We start from the raw sequence: 20,972 nt of genomic DNA on the forward strand, positions 1-20,972 counted from the left end.
ATTGCGTGTTGGTAACGCTGTTACGAGAATTGAATCGGGCGCGCAACAATATTGCGCGCCCTCTGGGCAATTACGGGCGTTCCAGGCACATGGCCACGCCCATGCCGCCGCCGATGCACAGCGTCGCCAGGCCCTTTTTCGCGTCGCGGCGTTTCATCTCGAACAGCAGGGTGTTCAGGATGCGCGCGCCCGAGGCGCCGATCGGGTGGCCGATGGCGATGGCGCCGCCGTTCACGTTCACGACCTCGGGGTTCCAGCCCATGTCCTTGTTCACGGCGCAGGCCTGGGCGGCGAAGGCTTCGTTGGCCTCGACCAGGTCCAGATCCTCGGCTTTCCAGCCGGCCTTTTCCAGGGCCTTGCGGCTGGCCGGGATCGGGCCGGTGCCCATGATCGACGGGTCCAGCCCGGCGGTCGCGTAAGAGGCGATTCGCGCCAGCGGTTCCAGGCCGCGCTTCTCGGCCTCTTCGGCGGACATCACCAGCACACCGGCGGCGCCGTCGTTGATGCCCGACGCGTTGCCGGCGGTCACGCTGCCCTCTTTGGTGAAGGCGGGGCGCAGTTTCTGCATGCTTTCGATCGTGGCGCCGTGGCGGATGTATTCGTCATCCTCGACGATGGTTTCGCCCTTGCGGTGGGTGACGGTGACCGGGACGATCTCGTCCTTGAAGCGGCCGTCCTTCTGGGCGGCCTCGGCCTTGTTCTGGCTGGCCAGGGCGAATTCGTCCTGCTGTTCGCGGCTGATCTGCCACTGGTTGGCCACGTTCTCGGCGGTTTGGCCCATGTGGTAGCCGTTGAAAGCGTCCCACAGCCCGTCCTTGATCATCGAGTCGATGAACTTCATGTCGCCCATCTTGTGCCCCGCGCGCAGGTGCGCGACGTGGGGGGACAGGGTCATGTTTTCCTGGCCGCCCGCGGCGACGATGGCCGCATCGCCCAGCTGGATGTGCTGGGCGGCCAGCGCGACCGAGCGCAGGCCCGAGCCGCAGACCTGGTTGATCGACCAGGCGGCCGATTCGATGGGCAGGCCGGCGTTGATATGGGCCTGGCGGGCCGGGTTCTGGCCCTGACCGGCGGTCAGCACCTGGCCGAGGATCGTTTCCGACACCTCCGATTTGTCGATGCCGGCGCGGGCGACCAGCGCCTCCAGCATGACGCGGCCCAGCTCGTGGGCGGGCACGGTCGAAAACGCGCCGTTGAAGCTGCCGACGGGCGTGCGCGCGGCCGAAACGATAACGACATTGGTCATGGGTCAGTCCTTCTCCCCGGGTTCGTTCGCGCCGCACTATAGGGATGCAGCCGCAGAAATGCACCCCTATCGCGCGGGGGCAGCGCGTTGTTGCGAAAGGCGCGCGCGATCTGCCGCAGCGCGGCATGATCGGGTCAGGCCAGGCGCTTGTCGTCCCCTTCGCGCCAGGGCGGTACCAGCGATGGCGCGCCAAAGGCATAGCCCTGCATGCAGTCGATCCCGGCGGCGGACAGCCAGGCCGCGTCGCTGGCGTTTTCCACATTCTCGGCCACGGTGAACATGTCGAAATGCCGGGCGATTGAGATCAGCGCCGCGGTCAGCACCTGGTTGTCCGGGGTTTCGGCGATGCCGCGGATGAACTGGCCGTCGATCTTTATCAGGTCGAAGTAGAATTCGCGCAGGTAGCGGAAGGCGGTGTAACCGGCGCCGAAATCGTCCAGCGCAAAGGCGATGCCGCGCGCTTGCAGGTCGCGCATGAAGACCGAGACGAGATCGGGCATCACGATGGCAGAGCTTTCGGTAATTTCCAGGATCAGCCGTTCGGCCAGGCGCGGGTTGTTCGCCAGCCCCGCGTTCAGTGTCGCGGTCCAGCGCGGATAGCCGATGGAGCGGGCCGACATGTTGATCGACAGTCGCAGATCGGGCGCCTCTGCCAGGGCGATCAGGCCCATTTCCAGGGCGAGGCAATCCAGTTGCCGCCCCATTTCGGTGGTTTCGACGGTGGGGATGAAATCGCGCGCCGGGATCACCCGGCCGGACGGGTCCAGTACGCGAATCAACCCCTCGTAAAAGGCGACCTGCCCCTGGGGCACGGCCTGCACAACGGGTTGGAATGCCAGCGCCACCTCGCGTTCGCGCAGGGCGCGGGCCACCATGTTCAGCGTATCGCGGTCACGCTGTGTTATGGCCGCGGACAGGGGGCTGTCCTCGGCGGGGTCGCTGATGACTTCGGGGTCTTTCCGGTCCTTGGGCATGGCCCTCCTCCGCTCGCTACCGGGGCAGAAGGCCAGTGTCGGGTTAAGGGCGAGTGAACGCTAAAATTGTGCCGATTGGGCCGGGCCGTTCAGTAGGCCCCGATTTCGGCCAGTGCGACCTCGGCCCGATGATCGCGGCCATAGGCGGCGATGCCGATGCTGCGCACGGTGCCGGGGCGCAGGTCCGCGCGCTGGAACCCGCCCGAGGGCCGAAAGGCGGAAAAGGGTATGCGCACCTCTTGCCAGTTATCCGTGGTGTCGAACGGGGCCTGGTAGAACTGCCAGGGCATCTTGATGCCCGATGTGCGCAGGTGGACGTAATAGCGCTGTCCGTTGCCGCGCACCCGCAGCACCAGCCCCTGTGCGTCGGCTGGCAGGGAAATTTCGCGCCGCATCTGGATGAAGCCGCCCCGGTTTTCGGTGCTGACCTCGCCGCTGAGGCGCAGATAGCCGGTGTTGCCGTCTTGCGCATAGGCCGACACGCCCTGCGACACGCCGCCCATCACCCGGTCGCTGAGGAAGGTCCAGGCCCGCGCGGTATCTGCGGTGACGGGGTCAAGAACGGTATCTGCCATGGCTTGTCCTGCAAGGCACAGCGCCAGCAACGCGGCGGGCGCCCTCATGCCCCCCCCGTCAGCGCGGCGACGATGGCCTTGGCGCTGTCGCTGTCCCATTCGGCATCGCCCAGCATGCGCGCGACTTCGCGGCCCTCTGGGTCCAGGATTACGGTGACGGGCAGGCCCATCACCCCCATCTGGCGGGCCAGCATCGACCCTTCGTCGCGCAGTCGGGGCAGGGCGGTGATGCCCAGTTCCTGGAACAGTCGGCGATCCTTGGCGCGGCTGCCCGGCCCGGTGGACACGGTGACCACGGCGAACCCGTCGCTGCCCATTTCCGCCTGTAAGCGGTCCAGCGAGGGCATTTCGGCCCGGCAGGGCGGGCACCACGGCGCCCAGAAATTCAGAACCACCCATTTGCCGCGGTAATCCGCCAGGCTGGCCTGCGCGCCTTCGGGGGCGCTCAGCACGGCGTCGGGCACGTCGCGGGGCTGGTCGTGAAAGACCAGCTTCTTCATCCCGCCCTCGCGCAGGGATTCCAGCGTGGCGGTATCGGCGGCAAGGGCCGCATTTGCACCCAGGCACAGGGCCGTGTAGAGGACGATCGACCGGACAAGACGCATATTATCCCTCCAAGGGGCCAGACCAAATGACCAAGGACCAAGCCAATGCGATGTGGGGCGGGCGTTTCGCCGCCGGCCCCGATGCGATCATGGAGGCGATAAACGCCTCGATCGGGTTCGACAAGCGGCTCGCCGCACAGGACATCGCCGGGTCCCGCGCCCACGCCGCCATGCTGGCCGCGCAGGGTATCATTAGCGATACGGATGCGCAGGCGATCCGGGAAGGGCTGCTCACGGTCTTGTCAGAGATCGAAAGCGGGTCGTTCGCGTTTTCCACCGCGCTGGAAGACATCCACATGAACGTGGAGGCCCGACTGAAAGAGGTGATCGGCGAGCCCGCCGGGCGGCTGCACACCGCACGTTCGCGCAACGACCAGGTGGCGACCGATTTCAAGCTGTGGGTGCGCGACCAGATCGATGCGGCCGTTCAGGGGCTACAGGCGCTGATCGCGGTGTTGCTGGACCAGGCCGAACAGGGCGCGGACTGGGTAATGCCCGGATTCACCCATCTGCAAACCGCCCAGCCGGTGACCTGGGGGCATCACATGATGGCCTATGTGGAAATGTTCGGCCGCGACATGTCGCGGTTTGCGGACGCGCGGGCACGGATGAACGAATGCCCCCTCGGCGCGGCGGCGCTGGCGGGCACGTCCTTCCCGATCGATCGGGACGCGACGGCGGCGGCGCTGGGCTTTGACCGGCCGGCGGCCAATTCGCTGGATGCGGTCAGCGACCGGGACTTCGCGCTGGAATTCCTGTCCTGTGCCTCGATCTGCGCGATGCACCTGTCGCGCTTTGCCGAGGAATTGGTAATCTGGTCCTCGGCCCAGTTCCGGTTCGTGACGCTGTCGGATCGCTTCTCTACCGGGTCGTCCATCATGCCGCAGAAAAAGAACCCCGATGCCGCGGAGCTGATCCGCGCCAAGATCGGGCGGATCTTCGGGGCCAATGTCGCGCTGATGATGGTGATGAAGGGGCTGCCGCTGGCCTATGCCAAGGACACGCAAGAGGACAAGGAACAGGTCTTTGACGCCGCCGACAACCTGATGCTGGCCCTCGCCGCGATGGAGGGCATGGTCAAAGACATGACCGCCAACCGCCCCGCGCTGGAGGCTGCTGCCGCCAGCGGGTTTTCCACCGCGACCGATCTGGCCGACTGGCTGGTGCGGGTGCTGGGCATGCCGTTCCGTCAGGCGCACCACGTCACCGGCGCGCTGGTGGCCCTGGCCGAACAGAAGGGCTGCGACCTGCCCGAACTGTCGCTTGAGGACATGCAATCGGTGCATTCGGAAATCCGCGCGGACGTTTTCGACGTATTGGGGGTGCACAACTCGGTCGCCAGTCGGCTAAGCTATGGTGGCACCGCGCCCGAACAGGTGCGCGCACAGATCGCCCGCTGGAGGGAAACGCTGGCATGAAATCGCTGCCCCTGGTCCTTGGCGCCGTTCTGATCCTCGCCGCGTGCGGTGTGGACGGGGTGCCGGAACGGCCCGAAAGCGGCCTGACCATCACCGGTACCGCCGAATTCGGGATAGAGGGGGGACAACGCTGATGTCGATGCTGCGCCGGATCTACCTGGGCCTGGCCATCTGGGGCGCCATTCACCCGATGTATTACTTCGTGTCTTGGCTGGCCGCGAACGAGTGGGATTTCGGCGGCATGATCGACGCGTGGTACGTCAACGACAGCGCCACCGGCCTGACCTGGGATCTGACCATCGCGGCGATCACCCTGACGATCTGGATCGTTGCCGAAACCTGGGTGCGCAAGAACTGGCTGGCGCTGCTGGCGATTCCGGCGACCTTTGGCATCGGGCTGTCCTGCGGGCTGCCGCTGTACCTGTTCCTGCGCACGCGCCCGGCACGCTGAGGGCCGGATCGCGCCCAAAACCTGCCGCATTTCTGTTCAAGGTTGGGAAACAATGGAAAGCCCAGCCGAGGGAATATTTCGATGGCAGATATCAGCATGGACACCGCCCTGGTCGAGAAAGAATCGGCAAAGGGGGGCAATGTCAGCGGATTGGTGGCCCAGGCGGCCAAGCAGAGCGGGGTCAGCCCGTTCAAGATGATGCGCGAGATCATGATGATGAAGCGCGCCCCGTGCCACATGACCGAGCACGAGTATTTCGAATTCCAGCTTTACGATCCGTCGCTGTCCAAGGAACAGAAACGCGCCTTTGTCGGGATGGACGGCAGCTTCAAGCTGAATCTCAAACTGGCGCCGCCCCGGCTGACTCAGATGCGCGGCTTCCTGCGCGACAAGGTGGTGTTCACCGGCCTGCTGCGGCAACTGGGTCTGGCGACCACCGAAACCCAGGCCGTCGTCGCGGTGGATCGCCGCATGGGCACGATGCCCTGCCTGCGCAGCGTCGAGGACATCGAACGCTTCCTGCGCGATCAGGCGCGCTATCCGCTGTTCGGCAAGCCGGTGCGCGGCTCGCGCGCCCTGGGCACCGTGGGGATCGAGGGGCTGGACGAGGCAGGCCAGCGCCTGCGCCTGGCCAATGGAAAGACCGTCGCCCTTCGCGCCTTGGCCGAAGAGATCATCACCGACTTTCCCGAGGGCTACATGTTCCAGTCCCGCGTGGTGCAGCATCCCGATATCGCCCGCTTTGCCGGCGACAGCGTGGGCACCGTGCGCCTGGTCACCGTGATCGAAGAGGACACGCCGCGGGTGCTGTATGCCCTGTGGAAGATCCCCGCGCCCACCTCCATGTCCGACAATTACTGGCAGGCGGGCAACATGCTGTGCCGGCTGGACGCTGCCACCGGCGAGGTTCAGGCCTGCCGCACCGGCAAGGGGCTGGAGACGCAATGGCTGGACACCCATCCCGCCACCGGCCTGCCGCTGAAGGGCTTTCGCATCCCCAACTGGGACAAGGTTGTCGCCGCGGCGCTGGATGCGCATGCCATCTTCCCGGTCAACGGGATGCTGGGCTGGGACATCGCGGTGGGGCCCGAGGGCGGCATCGTTATCGAGACCAACGCCAACCCGGGGCACGAATTCTACCAGCTGTCCACCGGGCGCGGGATCCTGTCGCCGGACATGCAGGCGGTGTTTGATCGGGTGATCGCCCGCAACGAGCGTGTGACCGACGAGTTGAACCGCCTGGCCAGGGAAAAATACTGAGCCACCGCTTTCCCGTTGCAACGCGCCCGGCATCTGCTAACAGCCTCGGCATGGACCATTTCCTGTACCGTGACGGAATCCTCCATGCCGAGGATGTGCCTCTGCCCGAGATCGCGGCAGAGGTGGGAACGCCGTTCTACTGCTATTCCGTTGCAACGCTGACCCGCCATTTCCGTCTGTTCGACGAGGCGCTGGCCGGCACCGATCATCTGGTCTGCTACGCGGTCAAGGCCAATTCCAACCTGGCCGTGCTGAAGCTGATGGGCGATCTGGGGGCGGGCGTGGACGTGGTGTCGGGGGGCGAATACCGCCGGGCCATCGCCGCGGGCATTCCCGGGGAACGGGTGGTGTTTTCCGGCGTCGGCAAGACGCGCGAGGAAATGCGCCTGGCGTTGCAGGGCGGCATCCGCCAGTTCAACGTCGAATCCGAACCGGAAATGGCCGCGCTGAACGAGGTGGCGCTGTCGCTGGGCGTTGTGGCCCCGATCGCCGTGCGGGTGAACCCCGACGTGGACGCGCAGACCCACGAAAAGATCGCCACCGGCAAATCGGAAAACAAGTTCGGCATCCCGATTGCCCGCGCGCGCGAGGTTTATGCCCATGCCGCCGCCCTGCCGGGCCTCGATGTGGTGGGCATCGACGTGCATATCGGCAGCCAGCTGACATCGCTGGAACCGTTCGAGGCCGCCTATACCAAGGTGGGCGACCTGTGCCGTATGCTGCGTGCCGACGGGCATGACATCCGTCGGCTGGATCTGGGCGGCGGGCTGGGCATCCCCTATGAGGGGCGCTCGAACAGCCGTCCGCCGCTGCCGGTGGAATACGGCCACATGATCCAGCGGGTGCTGGGCGATCTGGATTGCGAGATAGAGATCGAGCCGGGCCGCCTGATCGCAGGCAACGCGGGTATCCTGGTGACCCGGGTCATCTATGTGAAAGAGGGCGAGGGGCGGACCTTTCTGATCGTCGATGCGGCCATGAACGACCTGGTCCGCCCGGCGATGTATTCCGCCCATCATGACATCGTGCCGGTGGTCGAACCCACCCCGGATACGGTAGAGGGCCCTTACGACATTGTCGGCCCGGTCTGCGAAACCGGCGACACCTTTGCCAAGGCGCGCCCGATGCCCCCGCTGGCAGAGGGCGATCTGGTCGCTTTCCGCTCGGCCGGGGCCTATGGCGCGGTCATGGCATCCGAATACAACACGCGCCCCCTGATCCCCGAGGTTCTGGTCAGCGGCGATCACGTCGCCGTCATCCGGGGGCGGCCATCCTTTGACGATATCCTGAACCGCGATACCATTCCTGAATGGCTGTAGGCGGCTGTTCCGCCGCCCGGCCAACGGGAAGGGAGCATGACCGACACCACCCCAACGCCCGAAGCCGCGCTGAAGGCGCTGCGCTGGCCCCTGCGCCTGACCCGCGCGGGCATGGTCGCCGAACGCCTGTCGCGGGCCTTCTGGCCGCTGGCCAGCCTGGGGCTGGCGGTGGTGGCGGTGCTGTTCCTGGGCCTGAATGATACCCTGTCGCGGGCCGCGTTCTGGGCGTTGGCATCAGGTCTTGGGATTCTGGCGCTGGTGTTTCTGGCGTTGGGCGTTCGCGCCTTTCGCTGGCCCAGCCGGGCCGCGGCGCTGGACAGGCTGGACCGGACCCTGCCGGGCCGCCCCATCGCCGCGCTGTCCGACAGTCAGGCCATCGGCGCGGGCGACGCGGCGTCGCAGGCCGTTTGGCGCGCGCATCTGGCGCGCATGGCCGCCCAGGCCCGCCAGGCCCGCCCGGTGCAGCCCGATCTGCGGGTATCCGACCGCGACCCCTTTGCGCTGCGCCATGTCGCGCTGACAGCGTTTCTGGTGGCGGTGGTTTTCGGTTCCGTCTGGCGCGTTTCCAGCGTGGCCGACATCGCCGGGCCGGGCGGGGGTGCGCTGGCCGCCGGCCCGGCCTGGGAGGGCTGGGTGGAACCGCCCGCCTATACCGCCAAGCCCACGCTTTACCTGAACGATATTTCCGGCCCCACCCTGCGCGTGCCCGAGGGCAGCCGCGTCACCCTGCGCCTTTACGGGCAGGTCGGCGCGCTGAGTTTGCGCGAAACGGTGTCCGGGCAGGGGGGCGCCGCGCCGGCGGACGGGGCCGCCGCCATGGCGCAGGGCTTTGACGTGGTGCGGCCGGGCGAATTGGCCATCGATGGCGCCGGCGGGCGCAGTTGGCAGGTGGTGCTGACCCCTGACGCCGCGCCCAAGGTCGCGCTGGACGGCCCCCTGAAGGTCGAGGCCGATGGCACCATGTCCCAACCCTTTGCCGCGCGGGATGATTACGGCGTGGTGGGCGGGCGCGCCACGATCACGCTGGATCTGGACGCGGTGGATCGCCGCCACGGTCGGACCGCCGCGCCCGAACCGCGTGACCCGCTGGTGCTGGACCTGCCGATGACGATCACTGGCGACCGGCGCGCCTTTACCGAATCGCTGGTGGAAAACCTGTCGCAACACCCCTGGGCCGGGCTGCCCGTTCAGATGGTGTTGCAGGCAGAGGATGCGATGGGCCAGACCGGGCGCAGCCCCCCGGAAAAGATGGTCTTGCCCGGGCGGCGTTTCTTTGACCCGCTGGCCCGCGCCATCGCCGAACAGCGGCGCGATCTGCTGTGGACCCGTGACAATGGCGCGCGCGTGGCCCGCCTGCTGCGCGCGGTCAGCTTTCAGCCGGACGACCTGTTCCGGGATGAGGGCGCCTATCTGCAACTGCGTGTCGCGATCCGGCGGCTTGAGGCCGGGATCGCCGACGGCCTGACCGTCGAAACCCAAGAGGAAATCGCCCAGGCGCTGTGGGATATCGCCCTGCTGATCGAAGAGGGCGACCTGTCCAACGCCGCCGAGCGCCTGCGCCGGGCGCAGGAACGCCTGTCCGAGGCGATGCGCAACGGCGCCACGCAAGAGGAAATCGCCGAGTTGATGCAGGAATTGCGCGAGGCGATGCAGGACTATATGCGCCAACTGGCCCAGCAGCAGAACCAGGACGGCCAGCAGCAGGCGCAGAACGGCGAGATGCAGGAAATCACCGGCGACCAGTTGCAGCAGATGATGGACCGGCTGCAGCAGCTGATGGAAGAGGGCCGGATGGCCGAGGCGCAGCAATTGCTGCAGATGCTGCAACAGATGATGGAAAATATGCAGGTCACGCAGGGCCAAGGTGGCGAGCCAAGCCCCGGCCAGCAGGCGATGGAGGGTCTGGCCGAAACGCTGCGCGACCAGCAGGGCCTGAGCGACGAGGCCTTTCGCGGATTGCAGGACCAGTTCAACCCCGGCCAGCAGGGCGAACAGGGCCAACAGGGGCAGGGCCAGCAAGGCCAGCAGGGCGAAGGTCAGGGCCAGCAGTTCGGGCAGCAGCAGGGCCAGGGACAGGGCGAAGGGCAACAGCCCGGCGCAGGTGGGCGCCCCGGCGATCTGGGCCGGGATCTGGCCGACCGTCAGCGCGCCCTGCGCCGCGAACTGGAGCGCCAGCAAGAGGGCCTGCCGGGATTGGGCGCCGCGCCCGAGGGCCAGGCCGCGCGCGAGGCGCTGGACCGCGCCGGGCGCGCCATGGACGAGGCCGAGCAATCCCTGCGCGAGAACGACCTGGCGGGCGCGCTGGACGATCAGGCCGAGGCGATGGAGGCCCTGCGCGAGGGCCTGCGCAACCTGGGCGAGGCATTGGCCCAGAACCAGCAGCAGCGCCAGCAGGGCCAATCGATGGGCCGGGCAGAGGGCGGTGGCGAGCGCCGCGATCCGCTGGGCCGCGAGCGGGGCAATGTCGGCCGTCTGGGAACCGACGATCAGCTGTTGCAGGGCGAAGATGTCTACCGCCGGGCGCGCGACCTGCTGGACGAAATCCGCCGCCGCTCTGGCGAGCAGGACCGCCCGGACCTGGAGCTGGACTATCTGCGCCGCCTGCTGGACAGGTTCTGAGGTCCGCCCCGCCTAGCCGCTGATAGCGTTCAGCTTGTCGGTCAGGCCCTGCAGGACCTGCGGGATCGTGGTGTTCGCCCAGATGCGCCACCCGTCGATCATCCCGGCATAGCCATCCATCGCGTCGCCCAGAGCGGGATGCAGGCGGCCAATGGCCGGGGCATAGGTATAGGCGCCCATGGCCAGCGCGGTCAGGACCAGCACCAGTGCGAAACCGCGCCGAAACCCCTTGCTGCGGGCCTCGTGTTCCGGGGCGGGGGCGGTGCTGGCGGCGGGTTCGCGCCCGGCGGCGGGGTCAAGCGTGGCGTTGATGTCGTCGATATCGGGCAGCATGTCGCGGCGAGAGCCGGACTGGCCGTCCGCCGCCGCCGTTTCCCCGCTGTCGGGGGACATCCCGCGCAGGCGCGCAACGCGGTCCTGCTGGGTCACTGCCTCCGGGCCAAAGCCGCTCTCGTCCGGTTCCGGCGGCGCGACGGCGGCGCGCACCCGCTGCTCGCGCTCTGCCTCTTCGCGCAGCACGCCAGCGATGGCGGGGTCCAGCTGGCGCCGTTGCGGCGCGGGCTGCGGCTCTGGCTGCGCGGTCTCCGGCTCGGGGGCGTTCATGTCATCGTCATCGGGCAGGGGGGCGGTTTCTGCCTGTGGCGGCCGTTCTGCGCCGCGGACGAACCAGGTCTGGCCGCAGTTGGAACACTGCACATCGCGCCCTTCGGGCGGGATCACGGCATCGTCCACTTCGTACTGGGCGTCGCAGTTCGGGCAGGTCAGTCGCATCATTTCCCCCGCAGGGTCTTGGCGGGCCCGCATCCCGGCCCGTCTATTGCCGCATGTTGTAACAGCCCTGCCGGGATTTCAAAGCCTTTGCGACCGCATTCGATTGAAACGGGCGCCCCGCTCGGGCATTACAGGGGCCGGCCCAGATGGCGGAGCGTGGCGTGATCGAACTGGACAACGTGTCCCACAGCTATGGCGGCGGCGAGCTTTTGTCGAACATCTCGCTGACCTTGGCGCCGGGGGCCTTCCATTTCCTGACCGGCCCGTCGGGCGCGGGCAAGACGACGTTTCTGAAGATTTGTTACGCCGAACTGGTGCCGACCGCCGGTGCGGTGCGCCTGTTCGGGGCGGATGTGCGGGGGATGGATCGCGACCAGATCGCCCGCACCCGTCGCCGGATCGGGGTGGTGCACCAGGATTGCCGGTTCCTGGACCATCTGCCGGTGATCGACAACATCGCGCTGCCCCTGCTGACCGCTGGCCAGGATCCCGATGACGAACGGAACAATATCGACGAATTGCTGGGCTGGGTCGGCTTGCGCGCGCGTGCCGATGCCCTGCCGCCCGAACTGTCTGGGGGCGAGCGTCAGCGTGCCGCCCTGGCGCGGGCGGTCATCATGGCGCCGGACGTGATCCTGGCCGATGAACCGACCGGCAATATCGACTGGGAAATGTCCCTGCGCATCCTGCAATTGCTGGTGGAACTGAACCGCATGGGCAAGACGATCCTGATCGCCACCCATGACCTGAACCTGATCCGCGCGGCCAAGGCGCAGGTCGCCGCCCGCGTGCTGCGGATCAAGGACCGGCAGCTAAACCTGGCGGGGGCGGACCTGTGAGCGGCGCGGCCGACGCCCTGCGGCTGCTGCGTGGCGATCCGCGCGCGGGCAGCGTGGTGCCGCCCTCGGGCTTTACCGCGCGGCTGACGGTGTTCACGGCGGCCGCGATGGCGTTCCTGGCGGTGTTCGCGCTGGCGCTGGCGCTGTCGGCGGGTCACCTGGCCGACCGCTGGGGCGACGCGTTGGCCCGCACCGCCACGGTGCGGCTGTCGGCGCCTGCGGGACAGATGGACACCCAGCTGGCCGCCGTGATGGAGGTGTTGCGCACCACCCCCGGCGTGGCCACCGCCCGTCCGATGACGGAACCCGAACAGCGCGCCCTGCTGGAGCCGTGGTTCGGCCCCGACCTGCCTGTGGAAACCCTGCCGTTGCCCCGCATGGTCGAGGTGACGGAAACCCAGACCGGGTTCGATGCGGATGCGTTGCGCCTGCGCCTGGCCGGCGAGGCGCCGGGCGCGGTGCTGGACGATCACACCCGCTGGCGCCGCCCGCTGGTGCGCGCCGCCGACCGGCTGCGGGGGCTGGGCTGGCTGTCGATCGGGCTGATCGGGGCGGCGATGGGCGCGATGATCACACTGGCGGCCAATTCCGCGCTGGCCGCGAATGCGCAGGTGATCGAGGTCTTGCGCCTGGTGGGCGCGCGCGATGCGTTCATCGCGCGGGCCTTCGTGCGCCGCTTTACCCGCCGCGCGCTAGAGGGGGCGGCCCTGGGCACCGCAGCGGGCATGGTCGCGGTCGCGCTGATGCCGGGCGGGGACGGCACCGGATTTCTGACCGGGTTGGGCTTTCGCGGGCTGGACTGGCTGTGGCCGCTGGCGCTGCCGCCGCTGGCGGGCCTGGTGGCATTCTGGGCGACGCGCTTTGCCGCGTTCCGGGTTCTGAAAGGGATTACCTGATGCGATACGCGCTGCAATATCTGCGCTCGCTGCTTTTCGTCGGGCAGATGTACCTGGCGATGCCGATCTTTGCGCTGGTCTATACGATCCCCGCGATGCTGTCGCGCGACTGGGCGTTCCACGCGGTGCACCATTATTGCCATTACGTGCGCTGGACGGCGCGCTGGATGATCGGGCTGCGGTCCGAAATCCGGGGTACGCCGCCCTCGGGCGAGGTTCTGATCGCGTCCAAGCACCAGTCGTTCTTTGACATCATCATGCTGGTCAGCGTGGTGCCGCGGCCGCGCTTCATCATGAAAAAGTCGCTGAAATGGGCGCCGATCCTGGGGTGGTACGCGATGCGCATCGGGTGCATTCCGGTGGATCGGGGCAAGCGCGGGCAGGCGATCCAGGACATGGTGAAACGCGTGGCAGAGGGGCGGCAGGCGCCCGGCCAGCTTATCATCTACCCCCAGGGCACCCGCGTCGCCCCCGACGCCACGCGCCCCTACAAGATCGGCACCGGGGTTCTGTATGACCAGTTCGGCCATGACTGCGTGCCGGCGGCGACCAATGTGGGCGTGTTCTGGCCCCGGACCGGCATCTATCGCAAGCCGGGTCTGGCGGTGTTGGAATTCCTGCCCACCATTCCCGGGGGCAAGCCGGTAGACACCTTCATGGAAGAGCTGGAAGCGACGGTCGAGGGGGCCTCGGACCGGCTGATGGCAGAGGCCGGGTTCGACGCGCCCGCGGCGCGGGCGGCACAAAACGCGGTGTAAGCACGAAACCGGATATATTTCCTTACCAAAAAGATTGCGCACGGGGCAGCGGCCGCGCTATCCCTTGGCGATCACAGATCCAGGAGGGCGCGCCCCATGTCCGATCAGAACCCTGTTTTCATCCCCGGCCCGACCAATATCCCCGAGACGATCCGCAAGGCCTGCGATATTCCGACGATGGATCATCGCTCGGCCGCGTTCCCGCCGATCTATGACAAGGCGCGCGCGGGCGTTGCGCGGGTTCTGAACATGGGCGTAGGGGGCGAGGTCGTTCTGTTCCCCGCCACCGGCACCGGGGGATGGGAGGCGGCAGTCACCAACACCCTGGCGCCCGGGGACAAGGTGCTGGCCGCCCGCCATGGCATGTTTTCCCAGAAATGGATCGATCTGTGCCAGCGCCACGGGCTGGATGTGCAGGTGGTCGAGGCGCCCTGGGGCGCCGGCGTGCCGGTCGATGCCTTTGCACAGGCGCTGGCCGCCGATACGGGCCACGCGATCAAGGCGGTGCTGGTCACCCATAACGAAACGGCAACCGGCGTCACCTCTGACGTGGGGGCGGTGCGCGCGGCGCTGGACGGGGCCGGGCACCCGGCGCTGCTGATGGTGGACGGGGTCAGTTCCATCGCCTCCATCCCGTTCGAGATGGCGGCCTGGGGCGTGGATGTTGCCGTGTCCGGGTCGCAAAAGGGGTTCATGCTGCCGCCCGGCCTGGCAATCGTGGGGCTGAGTGCCAAGGCCCTGGCCGCGATGCAGGATGCCGGGCTGCCGCGCTGTTTCTTCGACATTCGCGACATGCTGTCGGGCATCTACCCCTATACGCCGCCGGTGGCCCTGATCAACGGGCTGGCCGCGTCCACCGACATGCTGCTGGCCGAGGGGATGGCGGCGGTCGCCGCGCGCCACAACCGTATCGCCGAGGGTGTGCGCCGTGCCGTGGCTGCCTGGGGGCTGAGCCCCTGCGCGCAATCGCCCGAGCTTTACTCCGACACGGTGACGGCCATTGTCGTGCCCGAGGGCGTGGACGGCAACGCGCTGGTGGCCCATGCGGCCAGCGCCTATGGGGTGGCGTTCGGCGCGGGGCTGGGCGCGGTTGCGGGCAAGGTGTTCCGCATCGGGCACCTGGGCATGATGACCGATGTGATGGCGCTGGCCGGCATCGCGACGGCGGAAATGGCCATGGCCGATTTCGGCATGGACGTGACGCCGGGCAGCGGTGTGGCCGCGGCGCAGGCGTGGTATCGGGAAACCCGCGCGGGCTGATCCGGCGGGCGCGGGGTTACAGCCCCGCGCGCCGTTTCGCCTCGGCCAGGCCTTTCAGCAGCATTGCCGTGCCGTCGGCCTGAACCGGTGCCAGACCCTGCGTGCCGATGGCGCGGGTGTAATGCGCAGCCACCGTGCCGGTGCCGATCACCGCGACCTGCTGGCCCAGCCACCAGGGGCGGGCGGCGGCCAGTTCCGCGCCGATCAGATGGCCCCAGGGACAGCCGCGCGCCGGGTCGGCCAGATGCGCGGCCAGCCGTTCGGGCCGCGACAGCGTGTCGGACAGCGCCGCGTCGAAATCGGCCAGGGGCGCATCCGTGCCCAGGGCGGCGGCCAGGCGCGGGGTGGCAAAGGGCTGCATGCTGACCACCTCTTCCGCGCTGATATGCGCCCAGAGGGTTTGCACCGGGCAGGGCAGGCACAGCACCCCGTCAAAGTCTTTGTTCAACGACAGAAACCCGGCGATGGCGGTTTCCTCGCCCGCCGTGCGCGCGCCGGGGGATTGCTGGGCCAGCGGCGGGATCGCCGCCAGCCGGGCCACGCCGTCCAAATCGTCCAGCGCGATGGTGTCGCCCAGCGGTGCGCAGGGCAGGGCGCGCGGCGCAGCCCCGGCCCCGGCGGCGACCACGGGCACCGATGCCCCGGCAAAGCTGTCCAGGGCCTGGGCAGATAGTGCGGCGGCGTGCCCCTCGCGCAGCACGCCGCCATCCGTTGTCATGGCCCGCAGCGCCCAGCCCGTGGGGGCGGGCGCTGCGGCGATCCAGTTCGTTTGGGTCATTCCTGTCCCACACACTCCGCAATGTCGCGCGCCAGCCCGGTCAGCAGCGTGCCGTACAGCGCTGGGCCATATTCCAGCGTGCTGCCCGAAGGATCAAGGGCAGCGCCGACGCGGGTGCCGGTGCCCTCGACGATGGCGGCGACATAGGCGGGGTCATGCTGCGCCTCGGGGAAGATGCAGGCGATGTCATCCTCGCGCAGGTGGTCGCGCAGGGCCGACAGCCGCGCCGCGCCGGGGTTGGCGGCATCGCCCAGGGCAATGCTGCCGGCCACGTTCACCCCGAAATGGGCGGCGTAATAGCCATAGGCATCGTGGAACACCATGACCGGCGCGTCGCCCACAGGGGCAAGGATTTCGCGCACCTCGGCCTCGGCCGCGTCGATGGCGGCCAGGGTGGCATCCGCGTTGGCGGCATAGATGGCGGCGTTTTCGGGATCGGCGGCGCTCAGCCGTGCGGCGATGGCACGGGTCCAGGCGCGGGCGTTTGCCGGGTCCAGCCAGGCGTGGGGGTCCAAGCCGGAATGGCTGTGGCCGTGATCGTCTTCGGCATGTTCCGCGTGATCGTCATGGCCGGCTTCTTCGTGCGCATGCTCGTCTGCGTGGTCGTCATGGCCGGTTTCTTCGTGCGCATGCTCGTCCGTGTGGTCGTCATGGCCGACGTCTTCGTGTGCATGCTCTTCCGCGTCGTGGTCATCGTGATCGTGATCGTGCGCCGCGGCCTCGCCGAAATTCTGGCGGTGGGTTTCGGGCAGGTCGATCAGGGCGATCGCTTCGCCTTGCAGGCCAACGCCCTCGATCGCGCGGCCCAGCCAGGGGGTCATGCGCGGCCCCACCCAGAACACCAGATCGGCGTCTGACAGGGCGCGGGCCTGCGAGGGGCGCAGTTGGAAATGGTGCGGGTCGGATCCCTGATCCAGCAGGATGCCCGGCGCAGCCAGGTCACCCATGACAGAGCTTGCCAGCGCATGGACCGGCGGAATATCGGTCATGACGCTGGGCGGTTCGGCAAGGGCGGGCGTGGCGATCAGGGCCAGCGGCAGAAGGGGGCGCAAGGGGGACATCGGGCACTCCATCGAAAGAGGTTGCGTTGTTGAGGGGGGAATGAATATGTTATGTAATAACAAGTCAAGAGGCGAAGTAATGGATCAGGACACGACGCTTGCGTTTTCCGCCCATGACCACGCGGCCTGCCGTGCGGCGACGCTGGCCCGGGCCGAGGAAGTGGCCCGCGCGCGGAACCTGCGCCTGACCCCGGTGCGGCGGCGCACGCTGGAAATCCTGCTGGAGGCGCACAAGGCCCTGGGCGCCTATGAGGTGCTGGACAGGCTGGTGGAGGACGGGTTCGCCCGGCAGCCCCCGGTGGCCTATCGCGCGCTGGACTTTCTGGTGGAAAACGGGCTGGCCCATCGTATCCGGCGGCTGAATGCCTTTGCCGCCTGTCTGCATCCCGGCGAACCGCATATGCCCGCCTTCCTGATCTGCGACCGGTGCCACACCCTGGCAGAGGCCCCGGGCACCGCCGTGGCCGAGGCTATGCACCAGGCGGCAGGCGCGGTGGGCTTTGCCATTGACCGGATGAGCATCGAGGCCACCGGCCTGTGCCCCGCCTGCCAGGAGGCCGCCGGATGACCGATGCGCTGATCGCGGCCGAGGGGCTGGCGGTTTCCTATGGGGCGACGCCTGCCCTGCATAATGTGGATTTCAGCGTTGCCCCGGGCGAGATCGTCACGCTGATCGGCCCCAACGGGTCGGGCAAATCTACGCTGGTGCGGGCCTTGCTGGGCGTGGTGCAGCCAAGCGCGGGCCGCGTGACGCGGCGGCCGGGGCTGCGGGTCGGCTATGTCCCGCAGAAACTGGCCGTGGATGCGCGGATGCCGCTGACGGTGGCGCGGTTCCTGTCGTTGCCGGTCCCGCAGCGCGGTGACGAAATCGCGGCGATGCTGGCGCGCGTCGGCGTGGCGGGGCTGGAACGGCGGCAGATGACCGGCCTGTCGGGGGGGCAGTTTCAGCGGGTTCTGCTGGCGCGCGCGCTGTTGGCGGATCCGCACCTGCTGATCCTGGACGAGGCGACGCAGGGGCTGGATCAGCCCGGAACGGCGGCCTTTTACGAATTGATCGCCGAGGTCCGCCGCGACACCGGCGCCGCGATCCTGATGGTCAGCCACGACCTGCACGTTGTGATGAGCGCATCTGACCGCGTGGTTTGCCTGAACGGGCATGTCTGCTGCCAGGGCCAACCGCATGTCGTGACGGCCGCGCCGGAATACCGGGCGCTGTTCGGGCTGGGGACGCATGGCACGATGGCGCTGTACCGGCACAAGCATGACCACGCCCACGACGCCTGCGATCATGCTGCCCCCGAAAAAGAGGCTGCCGATGTTGGATGATTTCCTGCTGCGCGCGGCGCTGGCGGGGCTGGCCGTCGCGGTCGCGGCGGGGCCGCTGGGGGCCTTTGTCGTGTGGCGTCGCATGGCCTATTTCGGCGAGGCGACGGCGCATGCCGCGGTGCTGGGCGTTGCGCTGGCCCTGGGGTTCGAGATTTCGATTTTTGCCGGTACGCTGGCCACGGCACTGGCGATGGCGCTGGCGGTGCTGCACCTGTCGGGGCGCGGCATGGCGGTGGATACAGCGTTGGGTGTGCTGGCCCATGGCGCGCTGGCCTTCGGGCTGGTGGCGGTGTCCTTCCTGCACGGGGTGCGGGTGGACCTGACGGCCTATCTGTTCGGGGATATCCTGGCGGTGAACCGGGGCGAACTGGCGGTGATCTGGGCCGGTGCGCTGGCGGTTGTGGCGCTGTTGCTGTGGCGCTGGAATGCGCTGCTGACGGTGACGGTCAGCGACGACCTGGCCACCGCCGCCGGGCTGGACCCGGCGCGCGAGCGGCTGGTGCTGACGCTGGCGCTGGCGCTGGTGGTGGCGGTGGCGTTGCAGGTCGTGGGCGCGCTGCTGATCGTGGCGCTGCTGATCGTGCCCGCCGCCGCCGCGCGGCCCCTGGCGCGCTCGCCCGAGGGGATGGCGCTGGCGGCGTCGGGCATCGGTGCGCTGGCAGCGATGGGCGGGCTGTGGGGATCAATGCAGTTCGACACGCCCGCGGGGCCGTCCATCGTGGTGGCCGCGACCGTGCTGTTCGGGTTCAGCCTGCTGCTGCCGCGGCAGGGCTGAACCGGCACTTAGGCAATTAGCCCGCCTGTTGCAGCATCCGGCCCAACGGGCGGCCGCCCAGGATGTGAACGTGCAGGTGCGGCACCTCTTGCACGCCGTTTTCCCCGGCGTTGGAAATCAGGCGAAAGCCTGCGCCATCATCGCCGGGCTGCACCCCGGTCATCTGGCAGACGCGGCCGATGGTGCGGGTGAAATCCGCGATCTCGGCGTCGCTGGCCGCCAGCGCGAAGTGGTCGTAGCAGACATAGGGGCCCTTGGGGATCACCAGAACATGCACCGGCGCCTGGGGCGCGATGTCGTTGAAGGCCAGCGAATGCTCGGTCTCCAGCACGGTGTCGTTCGGGATCTCGCCGCGCAGGATGCGGGCAAAGATGTTCTGGTCGTCATAGGCGTAGGGCATGGGTATCCTCAATCGGAGAAGAGATAGGGGGTTTGTGCGATCTCGCGCGCCTGGTCGTGCGGGATCGACAGGAAGGCCGCCAGCGGAACGGCATTCTGTTCGGGACTGTTGGTTTCGCGCATGCGATAGAGATGGGGAAACTCTGCGTCGCGGATGCGGTCGCTCTCAAAGATAACGTCGTTGCGGATCGTCGGCAGCAGGCGGGCCTCGACCTCGGGCGGGGTGTGTTCGCCGGCCAGCCCCACCCGGTGAGCGTGGCCCAGCAGGTATTCATCGGAAAACTGGCACTGGATTTCCAGCATGCGCGTGCGCGACCGGTCGCCATAGAAATCGTGCATCAGGTCCAGATCGGCCGGGTCCAGGCAGATGATCAGCCGGTCGGTCTGGTAATAGTCGAACAGCATCCGCATCAGCGCCCGGCGGTGGCGCGTGCGCTTTTCCAGGGTGGCCTGGATGCCGCCCAGGTCCGGCAGCGGGGTGCTTTGTTCGTGGAACAGGTATTCGATCGCGGGCAGGTTGGTGCGCTGGCGGACCTCGTGCAGCAGCCGCTTGGCGACATGCCATTTCTTGCAGGTCACGATCATCAGCTCGCGGTCGCGGCCCAGCGTGGCCTCTTTTTCCCAGAAACGGGGGGCAAAGCGCTGGCCGATCCGGCCCCGGCCGGTCAGGAACTTGTACAGGCTGCGCCCCTCGTTCGACAGCTGGAACGATACGCCAGTGGCCGAATACAGCGCCCCCAGCCGGCGTTTCAGTTCCTGCGCCTCGGGCGAGATCTTGCGCGCAAACAGGAAGTCCTGGGACAGCAACAGGTCGTAGTGATCGTTGTAGAACGTCACCGGCATCCCGTAATCCGAGAACATCAGGAAGGTCAGCGTTCGGGTGCGGATTTCCTGTCGCGGCACCAGGTGGCGCACAAGCGTCTGGAAAAAGGTTTCGTCCGGAATCCATGTCGTGCGGAAGAAGCGCATCACGTCGGGGCGGGCGCGGCAGAAATCCAGCACCTGCTCTATGGTGCGGCGGCGCAGGCACCACCACTGGCTGCCGATCATGATTTGCAGGTCTTCGGGGATCGCCCGCGTCAGGCCCAAGCGTTTTTGCCACTCATAGCTGGTGTAGAACAGCCACTTGCTGTTCCGCTCGTTGAAGAAGTGGCGATAGATCAGCCGTTCGCCTTTCAGGCCCGTCTTGATCCAGTCCGATTCAAAGAAATCGAAGCTTTCGATATAGTCGGCATCGGTGGCGTCCAGGAAATCATGGGCGAATTCCGCGGTCTTGATCGGCATGCAGTCGCCCGACAGCATGTAGAAATGGGTGGCGCGGGGAAAATCCTCTACCGCGGCCTCGACCGCGTGCAGCGTGGCCTGCACCAGGGACCATTCCCCCCAGCCGCACTTGATCCGCTTGCGGGCAAAGGTGATGGCCGGATTGCCGTCCAGCGCGGCACGGATCTTTTCATAGTCTTCGCGCGGGGCGCGGGCGTCGAAATGGATCGACATGAAATCGCCGGTCGCGGTCAGGCGTTCGGCCTGCCGGATGATCGCGTCCGGGTCCTTGTGGCACAACAGGATGTAGGCAATCCTCGACATCTGCCCATTCTTATCTTTGCCTCGCTCTGGCCTTACCAGATATCGTCAGGGCCGT

Annotated in this window: 22 protein-coding genes; 13 read left to right on the forward strand and 9 right to left on the reverse strand. The window is 67.7% G+C overall.

All coding sequences use genetic code 11. From position 1 onward, the window contains the following. Positions 1–70: 70 nt before the first annotated feature. The 4 genes from EV656_RS11400 to EV656_RS11415 all read right to left on the reverse strand — a co-directional run bounded on the left by EV656_RS11400 (position 71) and on the right by EV656_RS11415 (position 3,400). Positions 71–1,246: an acetyl-CoA C-acetyltransferase gene (locus EV656_RS11400; protein WP_132603952.1), complete on the reverse strand. Its 1,176-nt coding sequence runs from the start codon at positions 1,244–1,246 to the stop codon at positions 71–73. Between the two features lie 134 nt (positions 1,247–1,380). Next, a complete protein-coding gene (locus EV656_RS11405) occupies positions 1,381–2,220 on the reverse strand; it encodes an EAL domain-containing protein (RefSeq protein ID WP_132603955.1) in 840 nt (279 codons plus the stop codon). A gap of 89 nt (positions 2,221–2,309) precedes the next feature. After that, on the reverse strand, positions 2,310–2,795 hold the full coding sequence (locus tag EV656_RS11410; protein WP_242469038.1) for a CIA30 family protein: 486 nt from the start codon (positions 2,793–2,795) through the stop codon (positions 2,310–2,312). Between the two features lie 44 nt (positions 2,796–2,839). Further along, positions 2,840–3,400, reverse strand: a complete 561-nt coding sequence (locus EV656_RS11415; protein WP_132603961.1) for a TlpA family protein disulfide reductase — start codon at positions 3,398–3,400, stop codon at positions 2,840–2,842. A gap of 26 nt (positions 3,401–3,426) precedes the next feature. On the opposite strand from EV656_RS11415, the gene argH reads away from it, so the two are divergent. The 6 genes from argH to EV656_RS11440 all read left to right on the forward strand — a co-directional run bounded on the left by argH (position 3,427) and on the right by EV656_RS11440 (position 10,467). Next, positions 3,427–4,818 (forward strand): argininosuccinate lyase, encoded by a 1,392-nt coding sequence (gene argH, locus EV656_RS11420; RefSeq protein ID WP_132603964.1) that lies wholly within the window; start codon positions 3,427–3,429, stop codon positions 4,816–4,818. Further along, on the forward strand, positions 4,815–4,952 hold the full coding sequence (locus EV656_RS16575; protein WP_165919000.1) for a hypothetical protein: 138 nt from the start codon (positions 4,815–4,817) through the stop codon (positions 4,950–4,952). Before argH ends, EV656_RS16575 begins: the two co-directional genes overlap by 4 nt. Continuing rightward, on the forward strand, positions 4,952–5,269 hold the full coding sequence (locus EV656_RS11425) for a DUF2834 domain-containing protein (RefSeq protein WP_132603967.1): 318 nt from the start codon (positions 4,952–4,954) through the stop codon (positions 5,267–5,269). The genes EV656_RS16575 and EV656_RS11425 overlap by 1 nt, the downstream gene beginning before the upstream one ends. Before the next feature lie 81 nt (positions 5,270–5,350). Next, on the forward strand, positions 5,351–6,529 hold the full coding sequence (locus EV656_RS11430; RefSeq protein WP_132603970.1) for a sugar-transfer associated ATP-grasp domain-containing protein: 1,179 nt from the start codon (positions 5,351–5,353) through the stop codon (positions 6,527–6,529). 50 nt (positions 6,530–6,579) lie between these two features. Continuing rightward, complete coding sequence (gene lysA / locus EV656_RS11435; RefSeq protein WP_132603973.1) at positions 6,580–7,848, forward strand: diaminopimelate decarboxylase; 1,269 nt, start codon at positions 6,580–6,582, stop codon at positions 7,846–7,848. Between the two features lie 36 nt (positions 7,849–7,884). Continuing rightward, a complete protein-coding gene (locus tag EV656_RS11440; RefSeq protein WP_132603976.1) occupies positions 7,885–10,467 on the forward strand; it encodes a TIGR02302 family protein in 2,583 nt (860 codons plus the stop codon). A 12-nt stretch (positions 10,468–10,479) separates the two neighbouring features. Here the strand turns inward: EV656_RS11440 and EV656_RS11445 are convergent, their stop codons facing one another. Further along, positions 10,480–11,241 carry a zinc-ribbon domain-containing protein gene (locus EV656_RS11445; protein ID WP_207899546.1) on the reverse strand — a complete coding sequence of 254 codons (762 nt, stop codon included), beginning with the start codon at positions 11,239–11,241 and terminating at the stop codon, positions 10,480–10,482. A 158-nt stretch (positions 11,242–11,399) separates the two neighbouring features. Here EV656_RS11445 and EV656_RS11450 point away from each other — a divergent pair, with 158 nt between their 5' ends. The 4 genes from EV656_RS11450 to bhcA all read left to right on the forward strand — a co-directional run bounded on the left by EV656_RS11450 (position 11,400) and on the right by bhcA (position 14,991). Then, complete coding sequence (locus EV656_RS11450) at positions 11,400–12,077, forward strand: cell division ATP-binding protein FtsE (protein WP_132604119.1); 678 nt, start codon at positions 11,400–11,402, stop codon at positions 12,075–12,077. Then, the gene (locus EV656_RS11455; protein ID WP_243695703.1) at positions 12,074–12,973 is read left to right on the forward strand and encodes a cell division protein FtsX; all 900 of its coding nucleotides are present in this window, start codon (positions 12,074–12,076) and stop codon (positions 12,971–12,973) included. Before EV656_RS11450 ends, EV656_RS11455 begins: the two co-directional genes overlap by 4 nt. Further along, positions 12,973–13,731: a lysophospholipid acyltransferase family protein gene (locus tag EV656_RS11460; protein WP_132603982.1), complete on the forward strand. Its 759-nt coding sequence runs from the start codon at positions 12,973–12,975 to the stop codon at positions 13,729–13,731. Before EV656_RS11455 ends, EV656_RS11460 begins: the two co-directional genes overlap by 1 nt. A gap of 96 nt (positions 13,732–13,827) precedes the next feature. Continuing rightward, positions 13,828–14,991, forward strand: a complete 1,164-nt coding sequence (bhcA, locus tag EV656_RS11465; RefSeq protein ID WP_132603985.1) for an L-aspartate--glyoxylate aminotransferase BhcA — start codon at positions 13,828–13,830, stop codon at positions 14,989–14,991. A 16-nt stretch (positions 14,992–15,007) separates the two neighbouring features. On the opposite strand, the gene EV656_RS11470 is transcribed toward bhcA, so the two are convergent. Together EV656_RS11470 and EV656_RS11475 are read right to left on the reverse strand one after the other, a co-directional pair. Then, the gene (locus tag EV656_RS11470; RefSeq protein ID WP_132603988.1) at positions 15,008–15,769 is read right to left on the reverse strand and encodes a 2-dehydro-3-deoxygalactonokinase; all 762 of its coding nucleotides are present in this window, start codon (positions 15,767–15,769) and stop codon (positions 15,008–15,010) included. Further along, complete coding sequence (locus EV656_RS11475) at positions 15,766–16,830, reverse strand: zinc ABC transporter substrate-binding protein (RefSeq protein WP_132603991.1); 1,065 nt, start codon at positions 16,828–16,830, stop codon at positions 15,766–15,768. Before EV656_RS11475 ends, EV656_RS11470 begins: the two co-directional genes overlap by 4 nt. A gap of 79 nt (positions 16,831–16,909) precedes the next feature. Here EV656_RS11475 and EV656_RS11480 point away from each other — a divergent pair, with 79 nt between their 5' ends. The 3 genes from EV656_RS11480 to EV656_RS11490 are packed head-to-tail and all read left to right on the forward strand — an operon-like array spanning position 16,910 to position 18,931. Continuing rightward, positions 16,910–17,398: a helix-turn-helix domain-containing protein gene (locus tag EV656_RS11480; protein ID WP_132603994.1), complete on the forward strand. Its 489-nt coding sequence runs from the start codon at positions 16,910–16,912 to the stop codon at positions 17,396–17,398. After that, positions 17,395–18,156 (forward strand): ATP-binding cassette domain-containing protein, encoded by a 762-nt coding sequence (locus tag EV656_RS11485; RefSeq protein ID WP_132603997.1) that lies wholly within the window; start codon positions 17,395–17,397, stop codon positions 18,154–18,156. The genes EV656_RS11480 and EV656_RS11485 overlap by 4 nt, the downstream gene beginning before the upstream one ends. Beyond that, positions 18,146–18,931, forward strand: coding sequence for a metal ABC transporter permease (locus EV656_RS11490; protein WP_132604000.1), 786 nt, complete (start codon positions 18,146–18,148; stop codon positions 18,929–18,931). The genes EV656_RS11485 and EV656_RS11490 overlap by 11 nt, the downstream gene beginning before the upstream one ends. Before the next feature lie 16 nt (positions 18,932–18,947). Here EV656_RS11490 and EV656_RS11495 read toward each other — a convergent pair whose 3' ends face one another. Both EV656_RS11495 and EV656_RS11500 read right to left on the reverse strand, forming a co-directional pair. Then, positions 18,948–19,331: an HIT domain-containing protein gene (locus EV656_RS11495; RefSeq protein WP_132604003.1), complete on the reverse strand. Its 384-nt coding sequence runs from the start codon at positions 19,329–19,331 to the stop codon at positions 18,948–18,950. A gap of 8 nt (positions 19,332–19,339) precedes the next feature. Next, positions 19,340–20,917 (reverse strand): DUF5928 domain-containing protein, encoded by a 1,578-nt coding sequence (locus EV656_RS11500; protein ID WP_132604006.1) that lies wholly within the window; start codon positions 20,915–20,917, stop codon positions 19,340–19,342. Positions 20,918–20,972 lie beyond the last annotated feature (55 nt).

This window comes from Rhodovulum adriaticum (genome assembly GCF_004345735.1).
In the GTDB taxonomy this organism is placed as follows: Bacteria; Pseudomonadota; Alphaproteobacteria; order Rhodobacterales; family Rhodobacteraceae; genus Rhodovulum; species Rhodovulum adriaticum.